The sequence below is a fragment of the Burkholderia sp. USMB20 genome (assembly GCF_000949135.2).
Lineage (GTDB): Bacteria > Pseudomonadota > Gammaproteobacteria > Burkholderiales > Burkholderiaceae > Burkholderia.
The window spans coordinates 1092023-1116586 of the sequence record NZ_JTAN02000019.1 but is presented as its reverse complement, the minus strand read 5'-3'; the positions used below and the strand labels follow the sequence as shown (position 1 = coordinate 1116586).

General features: G+C 67.2%; 25 protein-coding genes. 15 read left to right on the top strand and 10 right to left on the bottom strand.

The genetic code is table 11. From position 1 onward, the window contains the following. Positions 1-321 precede the first annotated feature (321 nt). From PL79_RS29645 to PL79_RS29635, 3 genes are all read left to right on the top strand, one after another. A complete protein-coding gene (locus PL79_RS29645; protein WP_044844206.1) occupies positions 322-1533 on the top strand; it encodes a ribonucleotide-diphosphate reductase subunit beta in 1212 nt (403 codons plus the stop codon). A gap of 83 nt (positions 1534-1616) precedes the next feature. Further along, positions 1617-1943, top strand: coding sequence for a hypothetical protein (locus tag PL79_RS29640; protein WP_082088468.1), 327 nt, complete (start codon positions 1617-1619; stop codon positions 1941-1943). 28 nt (positions 1944-1971) lie between these two features. Further along, entirely contained in the window at positions 1972-2679 is a 708-nt protein-coding gene (locus PL79_RS29635; RefSeq protein ID WP_044844205.1) for a histone H1-like DNA-binding protein, read from the top strand. Positions 2680-2894: 215 nt separating this feature from the next. On the opposite strand, the gene PL79_RS29625 is transcribed toward PL79_RS29635, so the two are convergent. From PL79_RS29625 to PL79_RS29580, 10 genes are all read right to left on the bottom strand, one after another. Further along, a complete protein-coding gene (locus PL79_RS29625) occupies positions 2895-3368 on the bottom strand; it encodes a glycine zipper 2TM domain-containing protein (protein WP_011883213.1) in 474 nt (157 codons plus the stop codon). A 19-nt stretch (positions 3369-3387) separates the two neighbouring features. Continuing rightward, positions 3388-4326 carry a carbohydrate kinase family protein gene (locus PL79_RS29620; protein ID WP_044844204.1) on the bottom strand — a complete coding sequence of 313 codons (939 nt, stop codon included), beginning with the start codon at positions 4324-4326 and terminating at the stop codon, positions 3388-3390. A gap of 94 nt (positions 4327-4420) precedes the next feature. Next, positions 4421-4924, bottom strand: coding sequence for a thiol peroxidase (gene tpx, locus PL79_RS29615; RefSeq protein WP_044844203.1), 504 nt, complete (start codon positions 4922-4924; stop codon positions 4421-4423). A 72-nt stretch (positions 4925-4996) separates the two neighbouring features. After that, a complete protein-coding gene (locus PL79_RS29610) occupies positions 4997-6367 on the bottom strand; it encodes a DUF3426 domain-containing protein (protein ID WP_044844202.1) in 1371 nt (456 codons plus the stop codon). 45 nt (positions 6368-6412) lie between these two features. Next, positions 6413-7315, bottom strand: a complete 903-nt coding sequence (prmA, locus tag PL79_RS29605; RefSeq protein ID WP_044844201.1) for a 50S ribosomal protein L11 methyltransferase — start codon at positions 7313-7315, stop codon at positions 6413-6415. Positions 7316-7317: 2 nt separating this feature from the next. Beyond that, entirely contained in the window at positions 7318-8685 is a 1368-nt protein-coding gene (gene accC, locus PL79_RS29600; RefSeq protein ID WP_044844200.1) for an acetyl-CoA carboxylase biotin carboxylase subunit, read from the bottom strand. A gap of 85 nt (positions 8686-8770) precedes the next feature. Then, positions 8771-9244, bottom strand: a complete 474-nt coding sequence (gene accB, locus PL79_RS29595; RefSeq protein WP_044844199.1) for an acetyl-CoA carboxylase biotin carboxyl carrier protein — start codon at positions 9242-9244, stop codon at positions 8771-8773. A 64-nt stretch (positions 9245-9308) separates the two neighbouring features. After that, positions 9309-9761, bottom strand: a complete 453-nt coding sequence (aroQ, locus tag PL79_RS29590) for a type II 3-dehydroquinate dehydratase (protein WP_040143361.1) — start codon at positions 9759-9761, stop codon at positions 9309-9311. A gap of 194 nt (positions 9762-9955) precedes the next feature. Continuing rightward, positions 9956-10507 (bottom strand): TlpA family protein disulfide reductase, encoded by a 552-nt coding sequence (locus PL79_RS29585; protein WP_044844198.1) that lies wholly within the window; start codon positions 10505-10507, stop codon positions 9956-9958. A 7-nt stretch (positions 10508-10514) separates the two neighbouring features. After that, complete coding sequence (locus tag PL79_RS29580) at positions 10515-11159, bottom strand: hypothetical protein (protein ID WP_044844249.1); 645 nt, start codon at positions 11157-11159, stop codon at positions 10515-10517. Between the two features lie 232 nt (positions 11160-11391). On the opposite strand from PL79_RS29580, the gene mpl reads away from it, so the two are divergent. The 12 genes from mpl (at position 11392) to PL79_RS29515 (ending at position 24513) form a co-directional block, all read left to right on the top strand. Beyond that, a complete protein-coding gene (gene mpl, locus PL79_RS29575) occupies positions 11392-12777 on the top strand; it encodes a UDP-N-acetylmuramate:L-alanyl-gamma-D-glutamyl-meso-diaminopimelate ligase (protein ID WP_044844197.1) in 1386 nt (461 codons plus the stop codon). Then, on the top strand, positions 12774-13343 hold the full coding sequence (locus PL79_RS29570) for a YqiA/YcfP family alpha/beta fold hydrolase (RefSeq protein ID WP_044844196.1): 570 nt from the start codon (positions 12774-12776) through the stop codon (positions 13341-13343). The genes mpl and PL79_RS29570 overlap by 4 nt, the downstream gene beginning before the upstream one ends. An 81-nt stretch (positions 13344-13424) precedes the next feature. Then, positions 13425-15524, top strand: a complete 2100-nt coding sequence (locus PL79_RS29565; protein ID WP_044844195.1) for an RNB domain-containing ribonuclease — start codon at positions 13425-13427, stop codon at positions 15522-15524. Next, positions 15521-16387 (top strand): shikimate dehydrogenase, encoded by an 867-nt coding sequence (aroE, locus tag PL79_RS29560; RefSeq protein WP_044844194.1) that lies wholly within the window; start codon positions 15521-15523, stop codon positions 16385-16387. The genes PL79_RS29565 and aroE overlap by 4 nt, the downstream gene beginning before the upstream one ends. Positions 16388-16401: 14 nt before the next feature. Further along, positions 16402-17139, top strand: a complete 738-nt coding sequence (gene mtgA / locus PL79_RS29555) for a monofunctional biosynthetic peptidoglycan transglycosylase (RefSeq protein WP_044844193.1) — start codon at positions 16402-16404, stop codon at positions 17137-17139. Positions 17140-17567: 428 nt separating this feature from the next. After that, on the top strand, positions 17568-19178 hold the full coding sequence (locus PL79_RS29550; RefSeq protein WP_044844192.1) for a S10 family peptidase: 1611 nt from the start codon (positions 17568-17570) through the stop codon (positions 19176-19178). 84 nt (positions 19179-19262) lie between these two features. Further along, positions 19263-19667 carry a hypothetical protein gene (locus PL79_RS29545; RefSeq protein WP_044844191.1) on the top strand — a complete coding sequence of 135 codons (405 nt, stop codon included), beginning with the start codon at positions 19263-19265 and terminating at the stop codon, positions 19665-19667. Positions 19668-20014: 347 nt separating this feature from the next. Then, positions 20015-20914: an IclR family transcriptional regulator gene (locus tag PL79_RS29535; protein ID WP_044844190.1), complete on the top strand. Its 900-nt coding sequence runs from the start codon at positions 20015-20017 to the stop codon at positions 20912-20914. Beyond that, the gene (locus PL79_RS29530; RefSeq protein ID WP_044844189.1) at positions 20911-21936 is read left to right on the top strand and encodes a 2-dehydro-3-deoxygalactonokinase; all 1026 of its coding nucleotides are present in this window, start codon (positions 20911-20913) and stop codon (positions 21934-21936) included. Before PL79_RS29535 ends, PL79_RS29530 begins: the two co-directional genes overlap by 4 nt. 22 nt (positions 21937-21958) lie before the next feature. Beyond that, on the top strand, positions 21959-22636 hold the full coding sequence (locus PL79_RS29525; RefSeq protein WP_044844188.1) for a 2-dehydro-3-deoxy-6-phosphogalactonate aldolase: 678 nt from the start codon (positions 21959-21961) through the stop codon (positions 22634-22636). After that, on the top strand, positions 22636-23415 hold the full coding sequence (locus PL79_RS29520; protein ID WP_044844248.1) for an SDR family oxidoreductase: 780 nt from the start codon (positions 22636-22638) through the stop codon (positions 23413-23415). Before PL79_RS29525 ends, PL79_RS29520 begins: the two co-directional genes overlap by 1 nt. Positions 23416-23517: 102 nt before the next feature. Further along, entirely contained in the window at positions 23518-24513 is a 996-nt protein-coding gene (locus PL79_RS29515) for an arabinose ABC transporter substrate-binding protein (protein WP_044844187.1), read from the top strand. The last annotated feature ends 51 nt before the right edge of the window (positions 24514-24564 follow it).

The following is a 24564-nucleotide window of genomic DNA, read 5'->3' as shown; positions in this document are numbered from 1 at the left end:
ACAACCGATCGAGGTTGAAGTGTGCGCCGCTCTCAACTAAAAAAATGATAAGGAATCTGTAACGCGGCACTCGCGTTGCAGGCAGTGACAAGCGATCGAAACATCCCCGACGACGTCGCGTTTCGATCAGCGTTCGATGCGTCGAGCGCACCTCGCGATACACGTGCGACACACGTCGCGCGCTGCATGAACGACGATGCGTTGCTCAAAGTGTTGTATCGAGGTCGCAACGCGAATCGAAAAAAGGATTTTTCGTGAGCGAGCCCTTTTATCGCTCAGGAAAAGATGGTACAAACCGTTCTAAATTGATGGTGAGAATTTATGCTCAACTGGGATGACGAGAAGACTGCCGTAACCCCCGCGAGCGGAGCGCAGCAAAACGCGTTGCGCACCTCCGCAGGGATGGCTGTCGGAATGCAGGCTGCAACGCCTGCCGCCCATCAGGTCCGCGACATTTTCGAAGGCGATCTTGCGGTGCCGCCGCAAGCATCGGCTGTTCCCGCCGGCGGTTCGGAAGCGCGGGTCAACGTTGCAGACAAGCGCATCATCAACGGCCAGACTGACGTCAATCAGCTGGTGCCGTTCAAGTACAAGTGGGCGTGGGAAAAGTATCTGGCAGGTTGCGCGAACCACTGGATGCCGCAGGAAATCAACATGTCCCGCGACATCGCCCTGTGGAAGGATCCGAACGGTCTGACCGAGGACGAGCGCCGTATCGTCAAGCGCAACCTCGGCTTCTTCGTGACGGCCGATTCGCTCGCCGCGAACAACATCGTGCTCGGCACGTACCGCCACATCACGGCGCCCGAGTGCCGGCAGTTCCTGCTGCGCCAGGCGTTCGAAGAGGCGATCCACACGCACGCGTACCAATACATCGTCGAATCGCTCGGTCTCGACGAAGGCGAGATCTTCAACGCGTACCACGAGGTCACGTCGATCCGCGCGAAGGACGAATTCCTGATCCCGTTCATCCACACGCTGACGGACCCGGCCTTCAAGACCGGCACGCTCGAAGCGGATCAGAAGCTGCTGAAGTCGCTGATCGTGTTCGCCTGCATCATGGAAGGCCTGTTCTTCTATGTCGGCTTCACGCAGATTCTCGCGCTCGGCCGCCAGAACAAGATGACGGGTGCTGCAGAGCAATATCAGTACATCCTGCGTGACGAGTCGATGCACTGCAATTTCGGCATCGACCTGATCAACCAGATCAAGCTCGAGAACCCGCATCTCTGGACCGCGGAATTCCGCGCCGAGATCCGCGAGCTGTTCAAGCAGGCTGTCGAACTCGAATACCGCTACGCTGAGGACACGATGCCGCGCGGCGTGCTGGGTTTGAACGCGTCGATGTTCAAGAGCTATCTGCGCTTCATCAGCAACCGCCGTTGCCAGCAGATCGGCCTCGACCCGCTGTTCCCGAACGAGGAAAACCCGTTCCCGTGGATGAGCGAGATGATCGACCTGAAGAAGGAACGCAACTTCTTCGAGACGCGTGTGATCGAGTATCAGACGGGCGGCGCGCTGTCCTGGGAATAACCCGCAGCAGCGAACCCGTCACATGATGTGAGCAGCCGGCGGCCTCTCGGCCCCGGCCCAAGGTTTAGGAGCAAGAACGCCTGATGCAAAGCATGCCCGGTGCCTTAACGGCCCAACGACATGATCGGCACTTTGCGAACCCTTCAGTGGGATGGGCAAACTTCCCTCCGGAAAAAGCGGACGGCCGTGTGGCGGTCCGCTTGATCAAGCGATTAGGGGTGGCGGCGCGAGGCGCGCCGGCTACCGACTTGATTTGGCGCGCGAGGCCATGGGGTCACGCGCGCCATACCGTATTCATTAGCGTAAGCGCGTGGTATCCGCGTACGCCGATGAATAGCCCGCTTCGAAGCGCACGTCCTGAACAGCGTCCGCGGGAAGCGGGTTTTGACGAAGGGTGTAGTTTGAACTGACTCTCATCTGAACCTGAAGGAGAACAACATGGCTACTGCCAAGAAGAAACCGGCTGCTAAGAAGGTTGCTGCCAAGAAGACCGTTGCGAAGAAGGCTGCTGCTCCGGCGAAGAAGGCCGCTGCGGTGAAGAAGGTTGCTGCGAAGAAGGTCGCGGTGAAGAAGGTTGCCGCGAAGAAGGCAGCACCGGCGAAGAAGGCTGCTGCGAAGAAGGTCGCGGCAAAGAAGGTCGCAACGAAGAAGGTTGCTGCGAAGAAAGTCGCGGTGAAGAAGGTTGCCGCGAAGAAGGCAGCACCGGCGAAGAAGGCCGCTGCGAAGAAGGTTGCTGCGAAGAAAGTCGCGGTGAAGAAGGTTGCTGCGAAGAAGGCAGCACCGGCGAAGAAGGCTGCTGCCAAGAAGGCCGCGCCGGCGAAGAAGGCTGCCGCCAAGAAGGCTGCGCCTGCGAAGAAGGCTGCTGCGAAGAAGGCTGCGCCTGCCAAGAAGGCTGCCCCTGCGAAGAAGGCTGCCGCTGCACCGAAGGCTGCTGCTGCACCGAAGGCTGCCGCTGCTCCGAAGGCTGCCGCACCGGCGAAGAAGGCCGCTGCACCGAAGAAGGCTGCTGCTCCGAAGAAGGCCGTCGTGAAGAAGGCTGCACCGGCAACCACCGCGTCGACCGCATCGGTCGCGCCGGCATCGGGCGTGAAGACCGCGCTCAACCCGGCAGCGGCATGGCCGTTCCCGACCGGCAGCCGTCCGTAATCGCGGCTGACCAGCACTACCCGGACACTCACGCGGTGTCCGCGGGTTGAGTAGCGCTACTCAATCGATCCCGCCATCTGGCTCAGGTGGCGGGATTTTTTTCGTCCGCCTGCATCGATGGGCCGGCCGGCTGCCGGGCACGGACGAAAAAAAACGCATGTGCAGCTTCGCACATGCGTTCGACCGCGGCTTGCGCCGCGTGCTGAGGATGCTCGTTAGTGCGTGACGCGCGTGACGCCGCCGCTCGACAGCAGTCGCACCCGTTCGCCGGCGCGGAACACTTCGCCGCTCGCTGCCTGCGTGATCGAGCGCAGGTCGCCGTTGTCGAGGCGCACGGTGATTTCGACGCCGTTCGCCGTGCTGAGGTTTTCGCCGACCGCGTTGCCTGCGACCGCGCCGACGAGACCGCCCGCGATGGCCGTCAGGATCGATCCCTTGCCGCCGCCGATCGCGCTGCCCGCGACTGCGCCGAGCGCGCCGCCGCCGAGCGTGCCGATCGCGCTGCCGCCGCCATCGGACTGGATGCGCACCGCACGGACGCTTTCGACGGTGCCCATGCGCACGGTTTGCTCGCGCTGCGCCTGGCCGACGCTATAGACATCTGCCGAGCCCGGCGCCGTGAAGCAGCCGGCGAGCGTCAGCGTGGCCGTCAGCATGGCAGCGAGCGTGAGGGTTTTCTTGGTCAACATCTTTGCTCTCCCACAATATTCATTTGAGACTGTACCCGAAGGCAGCCTCGAAGCGCGCGTCGATTTCGGCGCGCGTCAGTGCGTAAGTTTGAGGCCCCTGGTGGGCGATCTTGATCGAGCCCATCAGGCTCGCGAGGCGGCCCGTGGTTGCCCAGTCGAGGCCATTCTCGATGCCGTACAGCAGGCCGCCCCGGAAGGCGTCGCCGCAGCCGGTCGGATCGACGACACGCTCGGCTTGCACGACCGGAATCTGTTCTTCGCCGTTTTTGTGAAGAATGGTGGCGCCGCGCTCGCCGCGCGTGATGATCAACGCCTGAACCCGGCTGGCGATTTCCTGTTCGGACCAGCCCGTCTTGTCGCTGACGAGTTTGCCCTCGTAGTCGTTGACCGCAACGAAGGTGGCGAGTTCAATGATGCGGCGCAGCGTCGCACCGTCGAACAGCGGCAGGCCCTGGCCCGGATCGAAGATGAACGGGATGCCGGCTTTCGCGAATTGCTCGGCGTGCTGGACCATCCCGTCGAAGCCATCCGGCGCGACGATGCCGAGCTTCACGCCCGACACTTCGTCCGCGCGGTTCAGGTGCGACTGCATCATCGCGCCCGGGTGGAATGCGGTGATCTGGTTGTTCTCGAGATCGGTCGTGATCATCGCCTGCGCGGTGTGCGTTTCGGGCACCACGCGTATGCTGGCCTTCGACAGGCCGAGGCTGTCGAGACGCTCGAGATAGCGATCGGCGTCGTTCGCGCCGACCGTCGCCATGATGCGCGCGTCGCCGCCGAGCATGTGCAGCGCGTAGGCGATGTTCCCCGCGCAACCGCCGAATTCGCGACGCATCGTCGGCACGAGGAAGCTCACGTTCAGAAGGTGAACCTGGTCGGGCAGGATGTGCTCGCGAAACCGGCCTTCGAAGGTCATGATGTTGTCGTAGGCGAGCGAGCCGCAAATCAGCGTAGTCAAGGCGTGCGTTCCTGTAGAGAGCAAAGGGAGGCGGCTGCCCGGCCGGCGCGCGCAGGCCGTCGGGCCTCGCGCGGCAGGGCCGGGCGGCTGCGGGTTACTTCAGTGCGGCGAGCGCTGCGTCGTAGTTCGGCTCGTCCTTGATCTCGCCGACGAGTTCCGCGTGGAGCACCTTGTCCTGCGCGTCGAGCACGACGACCGCGCGGGCCGTCAGGCCGTTCAGCGGGCCGCTCGTCACGTCGACGCCGTATGCGTTCGCGAACGCGCGGCCGCCGCGGAACGTCGAAGCCGTCACGACGTTCGCGAGGCCTTCGGTCGTGCAGAAGCGCGTGGCGGCGAACGGCAGGTCGCCGGACACGACCACCACGACCGTGTTGTCGAGCGACGACGCGGCTTCGTTGAACTTGCGGGTAGACGTCGCGCAGGTGGGCGTATCGAGGCTCGGGACGATGTTCAGCACCTTGCGCTTGCCGGCGAAGCTGGCGAGCGACAGGTCGGCGAGGTCCTTGCCGACCAGCTTGAAGTCGGGGGCTTGCGAGCCGACGGCCGGGAACGTGCCGGCGAGATCGATCGGGTTGCCACCCAGCGTAACTTTGCTCATGTTCGTGCTCCGAAATAGCGCGCCGCAGCGGCGCGCGGGTTGAGACGGCGCGCATGCGCGCGCCGCGGGGCGTCACGGATAGAAGATCTGGACGCGGAAATTCGAGGCGGGCGCGCCGTTCGTGTCGAGACGGACGACCATCGTCTGTGTCGTGCCGGGCGGCAGCCCGGCGTCGATCGGCATGCCCGGGCGCACGTAGTCGCGCGGCGCGAGCACGCGGCGCACGGTCACGTGATTCGTGTCGTCGAGCAGCGTCAGCTCGAGCGACGGGTAGGCGAGCGCGACGCGGTAGCGGTTCGTCAGCGGCACCTTCAACTCCAGCACGCGCGGGCCGTCGATCTGGCGCAGGTCGGCCGCGTCGAGCCGCAGGCCGTCGATCGCGCGCGGCGGCGTCACCTTGCAGCCGAGCGGCGCGCACGCCTGCCGGAACCAGCCCTGCGTGACGGGCCAGTAGATCATCACGGTTTCGCGCTGCCACCACGCGAGCTGCGCGACGAGCAGCACCGCGAGCACGGCCGCGACGAGGCCGCCGAAAAAGCCGCCGAGCGTTCCACGTCGCTGCTGCGCGCGCGGCTCGCGCGTCACGGCGAAGGGCGGGCGATCGTCGTCGGACAGTGCGGCGGGGAAGGGGGCCGCTGATTGGACGGCCGGTTGTACGTCCGGTTCGGCACCCGATTCGCTGGCGGCTGCGGCCGGTGCGGCGGCACGTTCGGCGTGGGTGTCGGGTTCGGGTTTCGGTTCGAGTCCGGGCTCGGCTTGTACCGGCCTGAACGCGAAGCGCGGTTCGCGTGGCGCGTGCTCGTCGTCGGGCACGGCGAAGCGCGCGTTGCCGACCGGTTCGACGGGCGCTGCTGCGGCGGGTTCGACCGATGGCGCGGGCGCGACGAAGCGCGGTTCGCGCAGGTCGGGTTCGGTGAGCGGCGTGAGCGGTTCGTCGGTTTCGGGCGGCACTGCATCCGGTCCGGCCGATCGCGCGGCGACGGCGTGCAACTCGGCCGGCTGCGATGCGATCGGTGCCGGCGTGCCGGACAGGTGAACCACACCGGATTCCGTCGACGGCAGCGCAAGCGGGATCAGCGGCTCGGCGCGCACGGTCTCGACACTGTGCTGCAGGGACGGGTCGACGCCGGCATCGAGCCACGGCGCCCACATGTCCCAGCCTTCCGGCTGGTAATCGGAACCGGCCGCCGGTTCGACCGGTGCGTCGGTGGTGAAGAGCCGCGCGGGCGCGGCGTCGTGCTGCGGGTTGGCGGCGGCCGGCTCGACCGGCGCCGCTTCGGTCAGCGCGGATTCCGGCGGTGCCGGATCGGGCACGAGCGACTGCGATGCGTCGAAGACCTGCTGACAGTGTCCGCAACGCACGAGCCCGTCATGCAGCGAGAGCTGTTCCTGCTGCAGCCGGAAGACGGTTTCGCAATGAGGGCAGCGCGTCGCAAGAAGCATGTCGAGCCGGGCGGCCTGCTGGCCAGAGTGAAGGACAGCGCTATTCTAATGGCTTTCCCGCCGGGTTCCGGCGAGGCATACCCAACCTTCGTGTTCGCGCCAGACCGAGATGTCGACGTAGCGCGCATAGACGGCCGCGACTTCGTCCGCCTGGCGCGCGAGCACGCCCGACAGCGCGATGCGCCCGCCCGGTTTCACCTTCGATGCGAGCATCGACGCCATCAGTTTCAGCGGGTTCGACAGGATGTTGGCGACGACGATGTCGAATTCGCCGGCCGGGCACGCATCGGGCAGCCCGTATGTGACTTCCGCATGGTTGCGTTCGCTGTTCTGGCGCGCCGATTCGACCGCCTGCGGATCGATGTCGATGCCGACCACGGGGTTCGCCCCGCATTTCCGCGCGAGGATCGCGAGAATGCCCGAGCCGCAGCCGTAGTCGAGCACCGACAGGCCAGGCTTCACCGATTGTTCGAGCCATTCCATGCACAGACGCGTGGTCGGGTGGCTGCCGGTGCCGAACGCGAGACCGGGGTCGAGTTCGAGGATCAGCGCGTCGGGGTCGGGCGCGTCGTGCCACGACGGCACGACCCAGATCCGCTCGCCGATCGGAATCGGCTCGAACTGCGACTGCGTGAGCCGCACCCAGTCCTGTTCCTCGACTTCGCGCACGTCGAACTTCGGCGTCTCGGCGACGCCGATCTCGTTCGCGGCCGCCGCGAGCAGCACGGCCGGGTCGTGATCGGGCGACAGCAGCGCGATCACGCGCGAGTGCTGCCACGCGGTGCGTTCGGGAACGAGGCCGGGCTCGCCGAAGAGCGGCTGTTCGTCGGGCGTGTCGGCGTCGGCGTCCTCGACGGACACCGACAGCGCGCCGAGGTCGAGCAGCGCGTCGGACAGCGCCTCCGCATGCTCACGGGCCAGTTCGACGACGAGTTCGCGATAGCTCATGCTTACGCTTCTTCCGGTGCGACCTGCTGCTTCTGGGCGAGCCGGTGTTCGAGATAGTGGATGCTGGTGCCGCCTTCGACGAACTTCGAGTCGATCATCAGCTCGCGGTGCAGCGGGATGTTGGTCTGGATGCCTTCGACGACCATTTCCGACAGCGCGATGCGCATCCGGCGGATCGCCTGGTCGCGCGTCGCGCCGTAGGTGATCAGCTTGCCGATCATCGAATCATAGTTCGGCGGTACGAAATAGCCATTGTACGCATGCGAGTCGACGCGCACGCCGGGGCCGCCCGGCGTATGCCACGACGTGATCCGGCCCGGCGACGGCGTGAACTTGAACGGATCTTCCGCGTTGATCCGGCATTCGATCGCATGTCCGCGGAACTCGATGTCGCGCTGGCGCAGCGCGAGCTTCTCGCCGGCCGCGATGCGGATCTGTTCCTGCACGATGTCGACGCCCGTGATCATCTCCGACACCGGGTGCTCGACCTGCACACGCGTGTTCATCTCGATGAAGTAGAACTCGTTGTTCTCGTACAGGAATTCGAACGTGCCCGCGCCGAGATAGCCCATCTTCTTGCACGCGTCCGCGCAGCGGTCGCCGATGCGCTCGATCAGGCGGCGCGGAATGCCGGGCGCCGGCGCTTCCTCGATCACCTTCTGGTGACGGCGCTGCATCGAGCAGTCGCGCTCGCCGAGCCAGATCGCGTTCTTGTGCGCGTCCGACAGCACCTGGATTTCGATGTGGCGCGGGTTCTCGAGGAACTTCTCCATGTACACCTGCGGGTTGCCGAATGCACGGCCGGCTTCCTCGCGGGTCATGTTGACCGCGTTCACGAGCGCGGCTTCGGTGTGTACGACGCGCATCCCGCGCCCGCCGCCGCCGCCCGCTGCCTTGATGATGACCGGATAGCCGATCGCGCGCGCAATCTTCACGATCTCCTTCGGATCGTCCGGCAACGCGCCTTCCGAGCCCGGCACGCACGGCACGCCGGTCTTGATCATCGTCTGCTTCGCGGTGACCTTGTCGCCCATCATCCGGATCGTTTCCGGGCGCGGGCCGATGAACGTGAAGCCCGACTGCTCGACGCGTTCCGCGAAGTCGGCGTTCTCGGACAGGAAGCCGTAGCCGGGGTGGATCGCCTCGGCATCGGTGACTTCCGCGGCGCTGATCAGCGCCGGCATGTTCAGGTAGCTCAGGTTCGACGGGGCCGGGCCGATACAGACGGCTTCGTCCGCGAGGCGCACGTACTTGGCTTCCTTGTCGGCTTCCGAGTAGACGACCACCGTCTTGACGCCGAGTTCGCGGCACGCGCGCTGGATGCGCAGCGCGATTTCACCGCGGTTGGCAATGAGGATTTTTTCAAACATAGCGAGTATTCGTCTCTTCGAGGGGCGCGCGAACGGCGCCTGGCGAGCATCGGCGGCGCGCGGCCGGACGGGCCGCGCGGCGGACTTAGCCGATCACGAAAAGCGGCTGGCCGTATTCGACGGCCTGGCCGTTCTCGACGAGGATTTCCTTGATCACGCCGGCCTTGTCCGACTCGATCTCGTTGAGCAGCTTCATCGCTTCGATGATGCAGATCGTCTGGCCTTCCTTGACCGTGTCGCCCACCTGGACGAACGGGTCCGCGCCCGGCGACGGCGCGCGATAGAACGTGCCGACCATCGGCGACGTCACGACGTGGCCTTGCGGGGCGGCCGGTGCGGCGGCGGCGCCTGCTGCCGGCGCGGCAGCGCCTTCGGTCGGCAGCGCGACCGACGGAGCGGGCGCGCTGACTTGCGGGGCATACCCAGCCGTCGGCTGCACGTAGACCGGCGGCGCGTTCTTGACGATACGCACCTTGCCTTCGCCTTCCGTGACTTCCAGCTCGGAGATGCCGGATTCGGAAACGAGGTCGATCAGAGTTTTCAGCTTACGAAGATCCATCGGGAATTCCCCTTTCAATACGTGAAAGCGCCGGTGGGACCGGCGCTGAATCTAGATCGCGAAATCAGCCGCGCGACGCGCCTTGCAGCTTGTCCAGCGCGTACTCGAGCGCGTACAGATAACCTTTCCAGCCGAGCCCGCAGATCACGCCTTCGGCCTGGTCGGAAAAGTAGGAGTGATGCCTGAACGCTTCGCGGCGGTGCACGTTCGACAGATGAACCTCGACGAACGGGATGCCGACGCCGGCGATCGCGTCCCGGATCGCGACGCTCGTGTGCGTATACGCGGCGGGATTGATCAGGATGAAATCGGTCTGTTCCTCCCGCGCGGCCTGAATGCGGTCGACGAGCGCGCCTTCATGGTTGCTCTGGAACGACGACAGTTCGGCGCCGGCTTCCTGGGCTCGCGCGGCAAGCGCCTGATCGATCTGCGCGAGCGTGACGCGGCCGTACACCTCCGGTTCCCGGGTGCCGAGAAGGTTCAGGTTGGGGCCGTGCAGCACCAGCAATCGTGTCATGGTCGCTTCTATTTCTGCGGAATTGCGCGAACTTTAGCGCTATTTAGAGAAATTTGTCTAGTTTTGCCGAACGGCCGAGCGCGCCGGACCTGCAAGAATTACCGGTGCGGCTGCAAAGTATCAGCGAATTCACGTGAAATTGCGGCGATCGACGTACAAATCGCCGCCAACGTGCTGGCCGCCGTTCAGGGCGATCACAACGCGTCGAGGGTCTTTTTCAGCTCGGCCGGTTGGATTTGTCCTAATTTTGTCTCGCGAATCTTGCCGGTTTCGTCGATGACGACCGTAAACGGCAGCGCGCCCGCGGTATTTCCAAAATTACGGGCCAGATCGGCGCCCGCATAACCGCTGACGAAAACCGGATAGTCGACCTTCACCTTCTGCAGAAAGTTCTTCACGTTCTGGTCGGAATCGACGCCGATCCCGATGAAGCGGATGCCTTTCTGCTTGTATTGGTGCGACAGCGCGACGAGCTCCGGCATCTCCTCGACGCACGGGCCGCACCACGACGCCCAGAAATTGACCACGACCTTCTGGCCCTTGAAGGAGGCGAGCGACGCCGGCTTGCCGTCGACGCCGGTCAGCGACGCGGCCCACAGCTGGTCGACCGGGCTGCCCTGCGCAGCGGGCGCGGCGACGGCGACGCCGTCATCGGCGCTGCCGCCGCGGAACCAGTGGCCGGCGGCGAGCCCGCCGGCGACGGCGGCAGCCGCGACCACCGCGAGCGGCAACATGCGTTTCATCATCGTTGAATCATTCCGGTTCGGAAGGGGCGTTGCTGGCTTCGACGAGCGCACGCAATGCGACGGCATCCGCGCGGGCGACCCGGCCGCGCGCGTCGGCCTTGACCGCGCCGCGCAGGTCGTCGCTCGCGTAGAGCGCGACATGAATGCCGATCGCGTCCACGTCGCGCCGCGGGCGCCACAGGAAGCTGAGCGTCTCGACGTCGGCGCGACCGGCGAAATGCCGCGTCTCGGACACGTCGTACTGAACGTTCTGGTTCAGCAGGTAGATCGCGACGTCCTTCGGGTTGTCGGTGAAGATCTGCAAATGGATGTCCGAATGCCCGTTCGCGGTGCCGTTCAGCACCGCGCCCGTCACATACGGATTGAACTCGGCGAGCCGGCGCATCCAGTCGAGCGCGATCTCGCGCAGGCGGCGCAGTTCGTCCGGCTGCGTGTCGCTCTGGAACAGGGCGAGGTACTCGCGCAGTTCTTCCTCGATCAGGTCGTTATCCGGCAGCCATTCGCCGGCAACGCGCGTATCGCCGAACAGCTGGCGCGCGGCCTTGCGTTTCGCGCTGGCGTAATCGAGGCCGTCCTCCGCGATCAGGCGGGCGGCGGACTGGGCGATTTCCTCGCGGGCGCGCCGCGGGTCGACAAGAGGTTTGCGAGACATGATCCGGCAATCATACTCGATCGCGCGGCGGCCGAACGCGGTGCGGCCGCGCGTCGCCTGCCGTGCCGCGCGGCATCCGGATCCGTCGTTCGGGCCGCCGGGCACGGCGGGCCGTCAGTTACAATGACGGTCTTTGTGTCGCGGCGAAAGTCGTTGGCCGGGCGGCCTGTCCGGCGTGCCGCAGACCATCTTTCCGAATCGACGGCGCCCGGCGGCGCGAAAGCATTCATCTATGCACATCCACATTCTTGGCATCTGCGGCACCTTCATGGGCGGTCTCGCCGTGCTCGCGCGCGAGGCCGGCCACACGGTGACGGGTTGCGACGCGGGCGTCTATCCGCCGATGAGCACGCAGCTCGAGGCGCAGGGCATCACGCTGATCGAGGGCTACGGCGCCGAGCAGATCGACCTGAAGCCCGACCTGTTCGTGATCGGCAACGTCGTCACGCGCGGCAACCCGCTGATGGAGGCGATCCTCGATCGCGGCCTGCCTTATGTATCCGGCCCGCAATGGCTCGGCGAACACGTGCTGGCAGGCAAGTGGGTGCTGGCGGTCGCGGGCACGCACGGCAAGACGACCACGTCGTCGATGCTCGCGTGGCTGCTGGAAGATGCCGGCCTGAACCCGGGCTTCCTGATCGGCGGCGTGCCGCTGAACTTCGGCGTATCGGCGCGGCTGACCGATTCGAGTTTCTTCGTGATCGAGGCCGACGAATACGACACGGCGTTCTTCGACAAGCGCTCGAAGTTCGTCCATTACCGGCCGCGCACCGCGGTGCTCAACAATCTCGAATTCGATCACGCCGACATCTTCCCGGATCTCGCCGCGATCGAAACGCAATTCCATCATCTCGTGCGCACCGTGCCGGGCGTCGGCCGGATCGTGACCAACGGCCGTTCGGACGCGCTGGAGCGCGTGCTCGCGCGCGGCTGCTGGAGCGAGGTCGAGCGCTTCGGCGTCGATGGCGGCTGGCAGGCGCTGCCGGCCGAGGACGGCGTGCCGGTCGACGAACGCTTCGCCGTGTATTCGCAGGCCGAGCGTGTCGGTGAGGTCGCGTGGCAGGTGCAGGGCGACCACAACCGGATGAACGCGCTCGCGGCGATCGCGGCCGCCCGCCACGTCGGCGTGCCGCCCGCGCAGGCGGCCGAATCGCTCGCATCGTTTCGCAACGTGAAGCGGCGCATGGAAGTGCGCGGCAGCGTGGATGGGGTAACCGTCTACGACGACTTCGCGCACCATCCGACCGCGATCGAAACCACGATCGCCGGCCTTCGTGCACGCGTCGGCCGCCAAAACTCCCGTATTCTCGCTGTGCTCGAGCCGCGTTCGAACACGATGAAGCTCGGCGTGATGAAGGCGCAACTGCCGGCCAGTCTCGCCGACGCCGACCTGGTGTTCGGCTACGGCGCGCCGACCGGGCGCGACGCGCTCGGCTGGAATCTCGGCGACGCGCTCGCGCCGCTCGGCGACAAGGCCCGCGCGTTCGACGATCTCCATCTCCTGGTGAAGTCGGTCGTCGAGGCCGCGCGCCCGGGCGACCACGTACTCGTGATGAGCAACGGCGGCTTCGGCGGCGTGCACCAGAAGCTGCTCGACGCGCTCGGGAGCCGCGCGTGATCCTGTACCTGCACGGGTTCCGGTCGTCGCCGGAGTCGCAGAAGTCGCGCCTCCTCGCCGCGCGCATGGCCGAGCTCGGCCGCACGCCCGAATGGCGCTGTCCGTCGCTGTCGGTGTCGCCGCTCGAGGCGATCGCCGTCGCGGAAGCCGCGGTGGCCGGGGTGCGCGACGTGACGGTGATCGGCAGCTCGCTCGGCGGCTACTACGCGACCTGGCTCGCCGAAAAGCACGGCTGGAAGGCGGTGCTGCTGAATCCGGCGATCGTGCCGCAGCGCGACCTCGAGCAGCATCTGGGCGAACAGCCGCTGTGGCACGGCGGCGGCTCGATCGTCGTCGAACGCCATCACCTGCAGGAGCTCGATGCGCTGCGCGTGCCGGCGATTTCGCGGCCCGAACGCTACTATCTGTTCGCGGCGACGGGCGACGAAGTGCTGGACTACCGCGAGATGCTCGCCCACTACCCGGGCGCGAAAACGCGCGTGATCGAAGGCAGCGACCACGGAATCAGCGAATTTGCCGACTATGTCGACGACGTTCTCGCTTTTTGCGACGACCGAACGTCATGAACCCGGCGTCATGCCGATCGAATTCCCATCATCATGCGGCGCCGTCGATGCGGCGCCCGGCAGTCTGAACGAGAGTACTGAGTGAACGTTTTCTTCGAGGAATCGGGCAGTTTCAAGGCGGGCAGCGTGCTGTCGCGCCAGGGCGACGCGTTTCAGGTCGAGTTGCCCGGCGGGCGGCGGGCGAAGGTGCGCGCGAAAGACGTGCTGATCGAATTCGAGAAGCCGGCCGCGAGCGAGCTGATGCAGGAAGCCGACACGGCCGCGCAGCAGATCGACCTGGATTTCCTGTGGGAATGCGCGCCGGCCGACGAATTCGCGTATACGGCGCTGGCCGCGGAATACTTCGGCGCGACCTACGGTCCGGTCGAGCGCGCGGCGCTGGTGCTGCGGCTGCACGGCTCGCCCGTCTACTTCCGCCGCAAGGGGCGCGGCCAGTATCAGCGCGCGCCGGAAGAGCAGCTCAAGATGGCGCTCGCGTCGCTCGAGCGCAAGCGCCAGCAGGCGCTCGTCCAGGCGCAGTACGAAGAGGAGCTGAAGGCCGGCAAGCTGCCGGAAGCGTTCGCGGGCAAGGTGCTCGGGCTGCTGACGCGGCCGGACAAGAACGCGATCGAATACAAGGCGATGGAAGCGGCGGCCGGCGCGCGCGGCGTGTCGCCGGCGCGGCTGATGCTCGACTGCGGCGGCATCGCGTCGCCGCGTGCGCTGCACGAGGCGCGCTTCCTCGCGGAATTCTTCCCGCACGGCACCGGCTTCCCGGCCGTCACGGTCGGCCCGCTGCCGGACGACCTGCCGCGCGCGGACGTCGAGGCGTTCTCGATCGACGACATCACGACGACCGAAATCGACGACGCGTTTTCGGTCGAGCACCTGTCCGACGGTCGCGTGCGGATCGGCGTGCACATCGCGGCGCCGGCGCTCGGCATCGTGCGCGGCGACGCGGTCGACGCGATCGCGCGCGCGCGCCTGTCGACCGTCTACATGCCGGGCGACAAGATCACGATGCTGCCGGACGACGTGGTCGACGTGTTCACGCTGAAGGAAGGCGACTACCGCCCGGCGCTGTCGCTGTACATCATCGTCAACCGCGAGACGCAGGAGATCGTCGCGAACGAGACGCGCGCCGAACTGGTGTTCGTGAAGAACAACCTGCGCCACAACACGCTCGACGAGCTCGTCAACGAAGAGACGCTCGCCGCCGGCACCGGCGACTATCCGCACAAGGACGACATCGCCGTGCTGTGGCCGCTCGCGCAGGCGCTGTTCGAGAAGCGCCAGGTCGCGCGCGCGGGCTACGGCCTGAAGCGCGAAGTGCAGCGCAACACCGACTACAACTTCTACGTCGAAGGCGAGCACGTGACGATCACGCCGCGCCGCCGCGGCTCGCCGCTCGACCTGATCGTGTCGGAGCTCGCGATCCTCGCGAACTCGACGTGGGGCGCGTTCCTGCACGATCACACGGTGCCCGGCATCTATCGCTCGCAGCGCGGCTTCGGCGCGCCGGGCCCGAAGCGCACGCGGATGCAGACGACGGCCGCGCCGCACGAAGGCCTCGGTGTCGCGCAATACGCGTGGAGCACGTCGCCGCTGCGCCGTTACGTCGACCTCGTGAACCAGTGGCAACTGCTGGCATGCGTGCAGCACGGCGTCACCGCGAAGCTCGCCGCGCCGTTCAAGCCGAAGGACGCCGACCTGTACGCGGTCGTGCAGGGCTTCGACGACACCTATACCGCGTACGCCGACTACCAGCGCCGGATGGAGTACTTCTGGTGCCTGCGCTGGCTCGCGCAGGAGCAGAAGAAGCAGGTCGTCGCGAGCGTCGTGAAGGGCGACCTGGTGCGCCTCGAGGAAATTCCGCTGCTGCTGCACGTGCCGGGGCTCGGCGTGCATGCGCGCGGCACGCGCGTGCTGCTCGACGTGATGTCGCTCGACGAGCTGACGATCGAGGCGTCGGTGCGGCTGCTTAACGTGCTCGACGCGCCGACCGTGACGAGCGGCGACGCGGCCGACGACGAAGACGAGAACGAGGGCGGCGACGACACGCTGGTCGATGCGCAGGACGCGTCGGCGCAAGCCGAGGCCGAAGCACTGGCCGAAGCGGACGGCGCGACGGCCGCGGGCGACGAGGCCGCGACCGCCAACGGCCAGGAAAGCGCGGCAAGCGAAGAGGGGCGCGCATCGTGAACGCAGCCGCGTCGACGAGCGGCGCCGACCGCTATGTGGTGTTCGGCAACCCGGTGGCGCACAGCAAGTCGCCGTTCATCCACGCGCAGTTCGCCGCGCAGACGGGCGAGGCGATCGTCTACGAACACCGGCTCGCGCCGGTCGACGGCTTCGAGGCCGCCGTGCGCGCGTTCATCGCCGAAGGCGGACGCGGTGCGAACGTGACGGTGCCGTTCAAGCTCGACGCGCACGCGCTCGCCGACACGCTGTCGCCGCGCGCGGCGGCGGCGGGCGCGGTGAACACGCTGCGCATCGATGCCGACGGCGGCATCTACGGCGACAACACGGACGGCGTCGGCCTCGTGCGCGACATCGAATCGAATCTCGGCGTGTCGCTCGCGGGCACGCGCATCCTGCTGCTCGGCGCGGGCGGCGCGGCGCGTGGCGTCGTGCTGCCGATGCTCGAGCGCGCGCCGCTGTCGATCACGATCGTGAACCGCACCGCGAGCAAGGCCGAGGCGCTCGTCGGCCAGTTCACGCAGGCCGCGCACGATGCGGGCTGCGTACTGTCGGGCGGCGGCCCGGACGCCGTGCGGCCCGAGCCGTACGACGTGATCGTCAACGCGACGGCAGGCAGCCTCGATGCGGCGCTGCCGGCGTGCGACGCGGCCGCGTTCGGCGCGGGCACGCTCGCGTACGACATGATGTACGGCGCGCAGCCGACGGTGTTCATGCAGCATGCGGCGTCGCTCGGCGCGCGCACGGCCGACGGGCTCGGGATGCTGGTCGAGCAGGCGGCCGAATCGTTCTTCATCTGGCGCGGCGTGCGGCCGGACGGCGCACCGGTGCTGGCCGCGCTGCGCCAGGCGCTCGCGGCGGCCTGAGCAGGGCGCGGCACGTGGTGGCGGTCAGCGGCACGCAGCGCACGCGCACGGTCGGCGCGACGCGCTGGCTCGTCTATGCGGGTTCGGTGTTCGCGGGCGCATGGCTCGCGACGCAGCTGTTCTATCTCGTGCAGATCGCCGCGTGGTCGTTCATCAATCCCGGCTCGACCGCGTTCATGCGGACCGACGCATGGTGGCTGTCGCGCGACAACCCGCCCGCGCGGATCCAGCATCAGTGGGTGCCATACGACCAGATCTCGCGCAACCTGAAGCGCGCGCTGATCGCGTCGGAGGATTCGACCTTCGCGACCAACAACGGCTACGACGTCGACGCGATCCTGCAGGCATGGGAGAAGAACAAGGCGCGCGGCCGGATCGTCGCGGGCGGTTCGACGATCACCCAGCAGCTCGCGCGCAACCTGTTCCTGTCGCGCGAGAAGAGCTACATCCGCAAGGGGCAGGAGCTGATCATCACGTGGATGCTCGAGACGGTGCTCGACAAGGAGCGGATCTTCGAGATCTACCTGAATTCGGTCGAATGGGGCCGCGGCGTGTACGGCGCCGAGGCCGCCGCCCGTTATTACTACAAGATTCCCGCGAGCCGGCTCGGCGCGTGGCAGTCGGCGCGCCTCGCGGTGATGCTGCCCAAGCCGCGCTGGTTCGACGCGCACCGCGGCTCGGCCTACCAGGCGCAGCGCGCGGCCGTCATTGCCCGCCGGATGGGCGCGGCCGAACTTCCGCAATCGCAGTGAGCGGCGCACCCGCGCCGTCGCATTGTCCGTTCCGTCGCCGCTGCGCCATTGGTGCACTGCAGCGCATTCGTGATGCCCGCATTTCGGGCCGCATCCATTAGACGAATTCATCTATTTCGCTTTGCTGAGCAATGCTCGCACGCGCGGAATTTTGTTTGCCGATATGGCACGAAATCCGTGTGATTTTTAGTGCTCCGGAGTAAACACGAAAGCAATCGAAAGGCGACTGAAAAGCGACGGTTCGCGAATCGAAGCATTCCTGAAAGGTGTGCACTGCACCGCCCGCCGATCGAATATTTCCAAATTTTTCAAAGCCGACCCGCTCGCGTATATTGGCCGGCGCCTCGGCTTATCGGCCGCAATCGAGGCGGGGGGCGGCTCACCCGGCTGCTCGACACAAAAAAACATTCGAGAGAAGGAAAGCAACGATGCCAGCGAGCAAAGCGAAGCTGTGGTTGGGAGTTGTGTTCTCTTCGCTGATTCTGACGGCCTGCAACGACGACGTGACCCCGTCCTCGGCAGCAGGTACCGACAATTCAGCCGATCCCGCCGCTCAGGTGGACAGGCCGTACAACGATCCCAACAGTTATTCATCGAGCGCGACCGCGTCGCTCGACGCGTCCGCCGCGGTCGAAAAGGCCGCCGTCACCCATCACCAGATCACGCTGAACGGCAAGACGATTCGCTACACGGCCACCGCCGGCCATCTCGTCGCGCGCAATCCGCAGACGGGCGCGCCCGAAGCCTCGTTCTTCTACATCGCGTACACCGCGGACAACCAGCCCGCGGCGAAGCGGCCCGTCACGTTCCTGTACAACGGCGGCCCCGGTTCCGCATCGGTGTGGCTGCATCTCGGCTCGTTCGGTCCGAAGCGGATCCAGACGGGCGACCCGAACGCGAATGCCTCGACGTTCCCGTTCGTCGACAACGCGGAAAGCCTGCTCGACACGACCGACCTCGTGTTCGTCGATGCGATCGGCACCGGTTTCTCGGAGGCGATCGCGCCGAACACGAACCAGACGTTCTGGGGTGTCGACCAGGACGGCGGCGCGTTCCGCGACTTCGTGACGCGCTATATCGCCGTGAACCGGCGCAACGATTCGCCGAAATACCTGTTCGGCGAGTCGTACGGCACGCCGCGCACCGACGTGCTCGCGAACCTGCTCGAGACGGCCGGCGTGAAGCTCGACGGCATCGTGCTGCAGTCGTCGATCCTGAACTACAACGCGAACTGCGACATGGCGAGCGACTATGTCGGCAACTCGAACAACGGGGCGAGCCCGGTGAGCTGCGCGGGCTTCGTGCCGTCCTACGGCACCGTCGGCGCGTACTACCAGCTCGACAATCCGAACCCGTCGAGCCTGCCGCAGTACGCGGACCAGATGCGCCAGTTGACGGCCGGCAGCTACACGCCCGCCGTGAACGCCTATCTCGCGAGCCACACGCCGCCTCCGCCTGCGCTCGTCACGACGATGGTGAATTCGACCGGCGTGAAGCAGTCGCTGTGGAATGCTGACTTCAACGTGGTCCCGACCTTCTTCGACAACAGCTTCCAGGTGGCGCTGATCCCGGGCACGCTGATCGGCCGCTACGACGCACGCGTGAACGTGCCGTCGTCGAGCCCGCTCGCGGCGGACGGGGACCCGTCGAGCACGTTCATCACGAAGCCGTTCACCGACACGATCGGCAGCTACCTGCCGAACGTGTTGAAGTACAGCGCGCAGTCGGCGTATTCGCTCAGCAGCAATGCGATCGAGACCTGGGACTGGACGCACGACGGCCTCGCGATGCCCGACACGATTCCCGATCTCGCGGCTGCGCTGACGCTGAATCCGTCGCTGAAGGTGCTGTCGCTGAACGGGTATCACGACATCGCGACGCCGTTCTACCAGACCGAGCTCGACCTCGCGCGGCTCGGCACGCAACCGAACCTGACGATCAAGGACTATCAGGGTGGACACATGGTCTATCTCGACGATACGTCGCGTCCGCAGGAGAAAGCCGACCTCGTGACTTTCTACAACGCGGCCGCGCACTGATGCGATGTGCGGGCCTGGCGACGCGCGCCCGCGGCGGCGCCGTTCGCCGGCCGTCGACGACCTCATTCCAGACTGGAGCCTGACATGAAGAAACGTTTCATCGTCGTTGCCGCGGCGCTCGCATGCGCCGGCGTTGCAGCATCCGCATCGGTGTCCGCGTTCGCGCAGGCGAGCGACGCCGCCACCCCGGCGCGCGCGCGCCAGGCGCAGCTTGGCGATCCGTACGTGCCGCCGGCCGCGCGCAAGCCGACCGCCGGCACGCAGACGACGGGCGCCGCGCTGCACGCGCAGGTGGTGCGCAAGCTCGCGCGGCAGTTCGGCGCGGCCGACACGCAGAACACCGGCTCGATCACCGAAGCGCAGGCGCGCGCGGCCGGCCTCGGCTACGTCGCGAACCACTTCCGGCAGATCGACGCGAACGGTAGCGGCCGCGTGTCGTTCTCCGACGTGCAGCGCTACATGCAGGCGCGCAGCACGAACCAGCAGTAAGCGCGCCGCGCGCGGATAACGGGGGCGGGACCCGCAACGTGTCGGGTTCCGCCCCCGTGCGCATGGCGCGGCGGTTCCGCGCCGAATGCCGCGGCTTCCGTCGCATTTCTCATTATCTGGACAACGCACTCAAATATTGGAGGCGAGTGCGTGCGCTCCTACAATCCGAAGCACATCGACAGCTTCGGACCCACGCATCGCGCGGCGCCCGACGCACACGGAGACACCTTCCATGACGTTCGCCGGGCGCTTTCCTCGGTGCATCGACCGCCGCGTTGCCGCTACGCCGGACTTCGTTCCGGCCTCGCGACAGCGGCTAGACCGATTCCGCTGAAGAAGCCCGTTCCATGACCAAGATGCCCGATACCCTTGCTCTCGACGCCCGGCGCGCGACGCCGGACGATGCGCCGCTGACCGACAGCATCGGCGCGACCAGCACGCCGCTCGACCTCGCCGCGCAGCAGGCCGGCACGCAGACGCTGCTGCGCGGCCTCGCGATCCTCGAAGCGATCGCGAACGGCGCGCGCGACATGCGTGCGATCGGCGCCGCGCTCGGCACGACGCGCAGCACGACGCACCGTCTCGTCAGCAGCCTCGTGCAGGCGCGCTACCTGCGCCAGGTGCAGGGCGGCTACCTGCTCGGCCCGAAGCTGATCGAACTCGGCACGATCGCGCTCGAGCAGATGCCGCTCACGGCGGTTGCACGGCCGCACCTCGAGGCGCTCGCCGAAGCGACGCTCGACACGATCCACCTCGGCGTGCGCGACGGCGACGACGTGCTGTACATCGACAAGATTCCCGGCACGCGCGGCCTCGAGATGCGTTCGCGCGTCGGCCACCGGATGCCGCTCGCGTCGACCGGCATCGGCAAGGCGATGATGCTCGACCTCGATCCGGACCGGTGGCGCTCGCTGTTCGAAGCCGCGCGGCGCGCGCTGGCCGGCGTCAATTTCAAGCCGGACAACCGGCCCGAGACGAGCGCGTTCCTGCAGCGCATGGCGCATTACGCGGCCGGTGGCTACACGTTCGACCTCGAGGAAAACGAAGCGTCGATCCGCTGCGTGGCCGCGCCGATCCGCGACGCGTCGGGTGCGATCGTCGCCGCCGTATCGGTCGCGAGCACGATCCCGTACATGCCGCACGACCGGATGGACGAACTGATTCCGCTCGTGCAGCGCGAAGCGCGAGCCATTTCCGCGGAACTGGGCTGGAGCCCGCCGCAGGGTACCCGCAGGATCAAACGATGACCCATTCGACCCGGACCGCTCCGGACGCCAACTCCGCCGCCCCGTCGCTGATCGCGCTCGACTGGGGCACGACGTCGCTGCGCGCGTATCTGTTCGACGCGCACGGCGCGCTGCTCGACACGCGCAGCCGCGCGGCAGGCGTGATGCACGTGCCGGCCGGCGGCGCGCGTGCCTTCGACGTCGTGTTCGAGGAAGCATGCGGCGACTGGCTCGACCGCGCGCCGGGCGTGCCGGTGCTGGCGGCCGGGATGGTCGGCAGCGCGCAGGGCTGGCGCGAGGCGCCGTACGTAGCGGTGCCGGCCGGCGCCGACGCGCTCGTCGCGGGGCTCGTCACGGTGACGACGGCGCGCGGCACGACTGTGTCGATCGTGCCGGGCGTGATCGCGACGGGCGAATTGCCCGATGTGATGCGCGGCGAAGAAACGCAGATATTCGGCGCACTCGCGAACGATCCCATGCTTGATGCCGATCGTTCAGGGGTACTGATCGGCTTGCCGGGCACGCATGCGAAGTGGGCATGGGTGAAGGACGGGCTCATCGAGCGCTTCCAGACTTTCATGACGGGCGAGCTGTTCGCGGCGCTGCGCGATCACACGATCCTCGGCCGCACGATGCGCGCGAGCGCGTCGCCCGACCGCGCGGCGTTCGCGCGCGGTGTCGCGGTGGCCCGCGGCGCGCAGCGCGCGGGGCTGCTCGCGACGATCTTCAGCACGCGCACGCTCGGCCTGACCGACCGGCTCGCGCCCGATGCGCAGGGCGACTATCTGTCCGGGCTGCTGATCGGCCATGAGCTGAACGCGCTCGACGCGATGCTCGCGGAGCGCGGGGTCGCGCTCGCGAACCAGCCGCTGCTGCTGATCGGCGACGACGGATTGTGCGCGCGCTACGTCGACGCGCTGAGCGTATTCGGCTGCACGCATGCACGCGTCGTCGCACAGGCGACCGAGCGCGGCTTGTGGTGGATCGCGTCGCGTGCCGGACTCGTGCGCGCGGATGGCGAACCCGTCTGCGCCGACCAATGAACCGATTGAAGAGGAACCGCCAATGTCGTCCGACCTTACGCTGCCCGCGCCGTACACGCCGCACGCCGCGCTGATGCGCGCGTTCGACGCGTGCCCGCTGATCGCGATCATGCGCGGCATCGCGCCCGCGGAAGCTGTCGACCACGGCCTTGCGCTGCATGAAGCCGGCTTCCGGATCGTCGAGGTGCCGCTGAACTCGCCCGATCCGTTCGGCAGCATCGCGGCGCTGCGCCGCGCGCTGCCCGACGACATGATCGTCGGCGCGGGCACCGTGCTGCGCGCCGAATTCGTCGACCGCGTGCAGGACGCGGGCGGCACGCTGATCGTGATGCCGCACAGCGACGCGGCGGTGATCCGCCGCGCACGCGAGCGCGGGCTCGCGAGCGCACCGGGCGTCGCGACGCCGACCGAGGCGTTCGCCGCGCTCGCGAACGGCGCCGACGTGCTGAAGATGTTCCCGGCCGAGCAGCTCGGCGTACCCGTCGTGAAGGCGTGGCGCGCGGTGATCGACCGCGCGGTGCCGCTGCTTCCGGTCGGCGGGATTACGCCGGACAACATGCAGCCGTTCCTCGCGGCAGGCGCCAACGGCTTCGGCCTGGGTTCGGCGCTGTACCGGCCCGGCCAGTCGGCGGACACGACCGCGGCGAACGCACGCGCGTTCCAGGCCGGCCTGCGCGCGGCGCGCGGCGGAGCCGCATGATGGAACGCCTCGCGGGCAAGGTCGCGATGGTGACGGGCGCGGGCCGCGGGATCGGCGCCGCGATCGCGCAGGCGTTCGCGCGCGAGGGCGCGGCCGTCGCGCTCGTCGACCTCGACTTCGCGCAGGCGCAGCGCACGGCCGCGGCGATCACCGACGACATCGACGGCGCGCGCGTGCTGGCGCTGCATGCGGACGTCGCGCGGCAGGACTCGGTACGCGACGCGCTCGCGCAGACCGAAGCGGCTTTCGGCCCGCTCGACGTGCTGGTGAACAACGCGGGCATCAACGTGTTCGCCGATCCGCTGACGATGACGGACGACGACTGGCGCCGCTGCTTCGCGGTCGACCTCGACGGCGTGTGGCACGGCTGCCGCGCGGCGCTGCCGGGCATGGTCGAGCGCGGCCGCGGCAGCATCGTCAACATCGCGTCGACGCATGCGTTCCGGATCATCCCGGGCTGCTTTCCGTACCCGGTCGCGAAACACGGCGTGCTGGGCCTCACGCGTGCGCTCGGCATCGAATACGCGGCGCGCAACGTGCGCGTGAACGCGATCGCGCCCGGCTACATCGAGACGCAGCTCACGCGCGACTGGTGGGATGCGCAGGCCGACCCGGCCGCGGCGCGCGCCGGGACGCTCGCGCTGCAGCCGATGAAGCGGATCGGCAAACCGGAGGAAGTCGCGATGACGGCCGTGTTCCTCGCGTCCGACGAGGCGCCGTTCATCAATGCCGCGTGCATCACCGTCGACGGCGGGCGCGCGGCGCTGTACCACGACTGACGCAACGATTCGACAGACCGCACGTGCGACGGCCGCGCGCACGCTGCGTCGAAACCAACAAGCGGCTGCATTCCGTTCGATGAAGACAAGGAGACACTGGAGATGAAACGCAGAACGTTCGTAACGCTGGCCGCCGCGGCCGCGGTGGTGATGGGAAGCCCGGTGGCGCACGCGGCCGACCCGGTCAAGATCGGCTTCCTCGTGAAGCAGCCGGAAGAGCCGTGGTTCCAGGACGAATGGAAGTTCGCCGAGATCGCCGCGAAGGACAAGGGCTTCACGCTCGTGAAGATCGGTGCGCCGTCGGGCGAGAAGGTGATGAGCGCGATCGACAACCTGTCCGCGCAGAAGGCGCAGGGCTTCATCATCTGCACGCCCGACGTGAAGCTCGGGCCGGGCATCGTCGCGAAGGCGAAGTCGCACAACCTGAAGATGATGACGGTCGACGACCGCCTCGTCGACGGCGCGGGCAAGCCGATCGAGGCGGTGCCGCACATGGGGATCTCCGCGTACAACATCGGCAAGCAGGTCGGCGACGGCATCGCGGCCGAGATCAAGAAGCGCGGCTGGAACATGAAGGACGTCGGCGCGATCGACATCACCTACGAGCAACTGCCGACCGCGCACGACCGCACGAGCGGCGCGACCGATGCGCTGGTGGCCGCGGGCTTTCCGAAGGCGAACGTGATCGCGGCGCCGCAGGCGAAGACCGATACCGAGAACGCGTTCAACGCGGCGAACATCGCGCTCACCAAGAACCCGCAGTTCAAGCACTGGGTCGCCTACGGCCTGAACGACGAGGCCGTGCTCGGCGCGGTGCGCGCGGCCGAAGGGCGCGGCTTCAAGGCGGACAACATGATCGGCATCGGCATCGGCGGTTCCGATTCGGCGTTGAACGAGTTCAAGAAGCCGCAGCCGACGGGCTTCTACGGCACCGTGATCATCAGCCCGAAGCGCCACGGCGAGGAAACCTCCGAGCTGATGTACACGTGGATCACGCAGGGCAAGGCGCCGGCGCCGCTCACGCTGACCACCGGCATGCTCGCGACGCGCGACAACGTGTCGAAGGTACGCGAGGAGATGGGGCTTGCCTCGAAGTAAGCGGCACGCCGGCCGCCGCGGTGATGCGGCGGCCGGCGATCGATGGATCTG

Bases quoted from the DNA above. Each gene is read 5' to 3' on its own strand.
- PL79_RS29515 (WP_044844187.1), top strand. From the start codon at position 23,518: ATGAAACGCAGAACGTTCGTAACGCTGGCCGCCGCGGCCGCGGTGGTG.
- tpx (WP_044844203.1), bottom strand. From the start codon at position 4,924: ATGAGCAAAGTTACGCTGGGTGGCAACCCGATCGATCTCGCCGGCACG.
- aroQ (WP_040143361.1), bottom strand. From the start codon at position 9,761: ATGACACGATTGCTGGTGCTGCACGGCCCCAACCTGAACCTTCTCGGC.
- mpl (WP_044844197.1), top strand. From the start codon at position 11,392: ATGCACATCCACATTCTTGGCATCTGCGGCACCTTCATGGGCGGTCTC.
- PL79_RS29525 (WP_044844188.1), top strand. From the start codon at position 21,959: ATGTCGTCCGACCTTACGCTGCCCGCGCCGTACACGCCGCACGCCGCG.
- PL79_RS29645 (WP_044844206.1), top strand. From the start codon at position 322: ATGCTCAACTGGGATGACGAGAAGACTGCCGTAACCCCCGCGAGCGGA.
- PL79_RS29535 (WP_044844190.1), top strand. From the start codon at position 20,015: ATGACCAAGATGCCCGATACCCTTGCTCTCGACGCCCGGCGCGCGACG.
- PL79_RS29640 (WP_082088468.1), top strand. From the start codon at position 1,617: ATGCAAAGCATGCCCGGTGCCTTAACGGCCCAACGACATGATCGGCAC.
- PL79_RS29580 (WP_044844249.1), bottom strand. From the start codon at position 11,159: ATGTCTCGCAAACCTCTTGTCGACCCGCGGCGCGCCCGCGAGGAAATC.
- PL79_RS29550 (WP_044844192.1), top strand. From the start codon at position 17,568: ATGCCAGCGAGCAAAGCGAAGCTGTGGTTGGGAGTTGTGTTCTCTTCG.
- PL79_RS29530 (WP_044844189.1), top strand. From the start codon at position 20,911: ATGACCCATTCGACCCGGACCGCTCCGGACGCCAACTCCGCCGCCCCG.
- PL79_RS29610 (WP_044844202.1), bottom strand. From the start codon at position 6,367: ATGCTTCTTGCGACGCGCTGCCCTCATTGCGAAACCGTCTTCCGGCTG.
- PL79_RS29545 (WP_044844191.1), top strand. From the start codon at position 19,263: ATGAAGAAACGTTTCATCGTCGTTGCCGCGGCGCTCGCATGCGCCGGC.
- PL79_RS29635 (WP_044844205.1), top strand. From the start codon at position 1,972: ATGGCTACTGCCAAGAAGAAACCGGCTGCTAAGAAGGTTGCTGCCAAG.
- PL79_RS29585 (WP_044844198.1), bottom strand. From the start codon at position 10,507: ATGATGAAACGCATGTTGCCGCTCGCGGTGGTCGCGGCTGCCGCCGTC.
- PL79_RS29625 (WP_011883213.1), bottom strand. From the start codon at position 3,368: ATGTTGACCAAGAAAACCCTCACGCTCGCTGCCATGCTGACGGCCACG.
- PL79_RS29520 (WP_044844248.1), top strand. From the start codon at position 22,636: ATGGAACGCCTCGCGGGCAAGGTCGCGATGGTGACGGGCGCGGGCCGC.
- accB (WP_044844199.1), bottom strand. From the start codon at position 9,244: ATGGATCTTCGTAAGCTGAAAACTCTGATCGACCTCGTTTCCGAATCC.
- accC (WP_044844200.1), bottom strand. From the start codon at position 8,685: ATGTTTGAAAAAATCCTCATTGCCAACCGCGGTGAAATCGCGCTGCGC.
- prmA (WP_044844201.1), bottom strand. From the start codon at position 7,315: ATGAGCTATCGCGAACTCGTCGTCGAACTGGCCCGTGAGCATGCGGAG.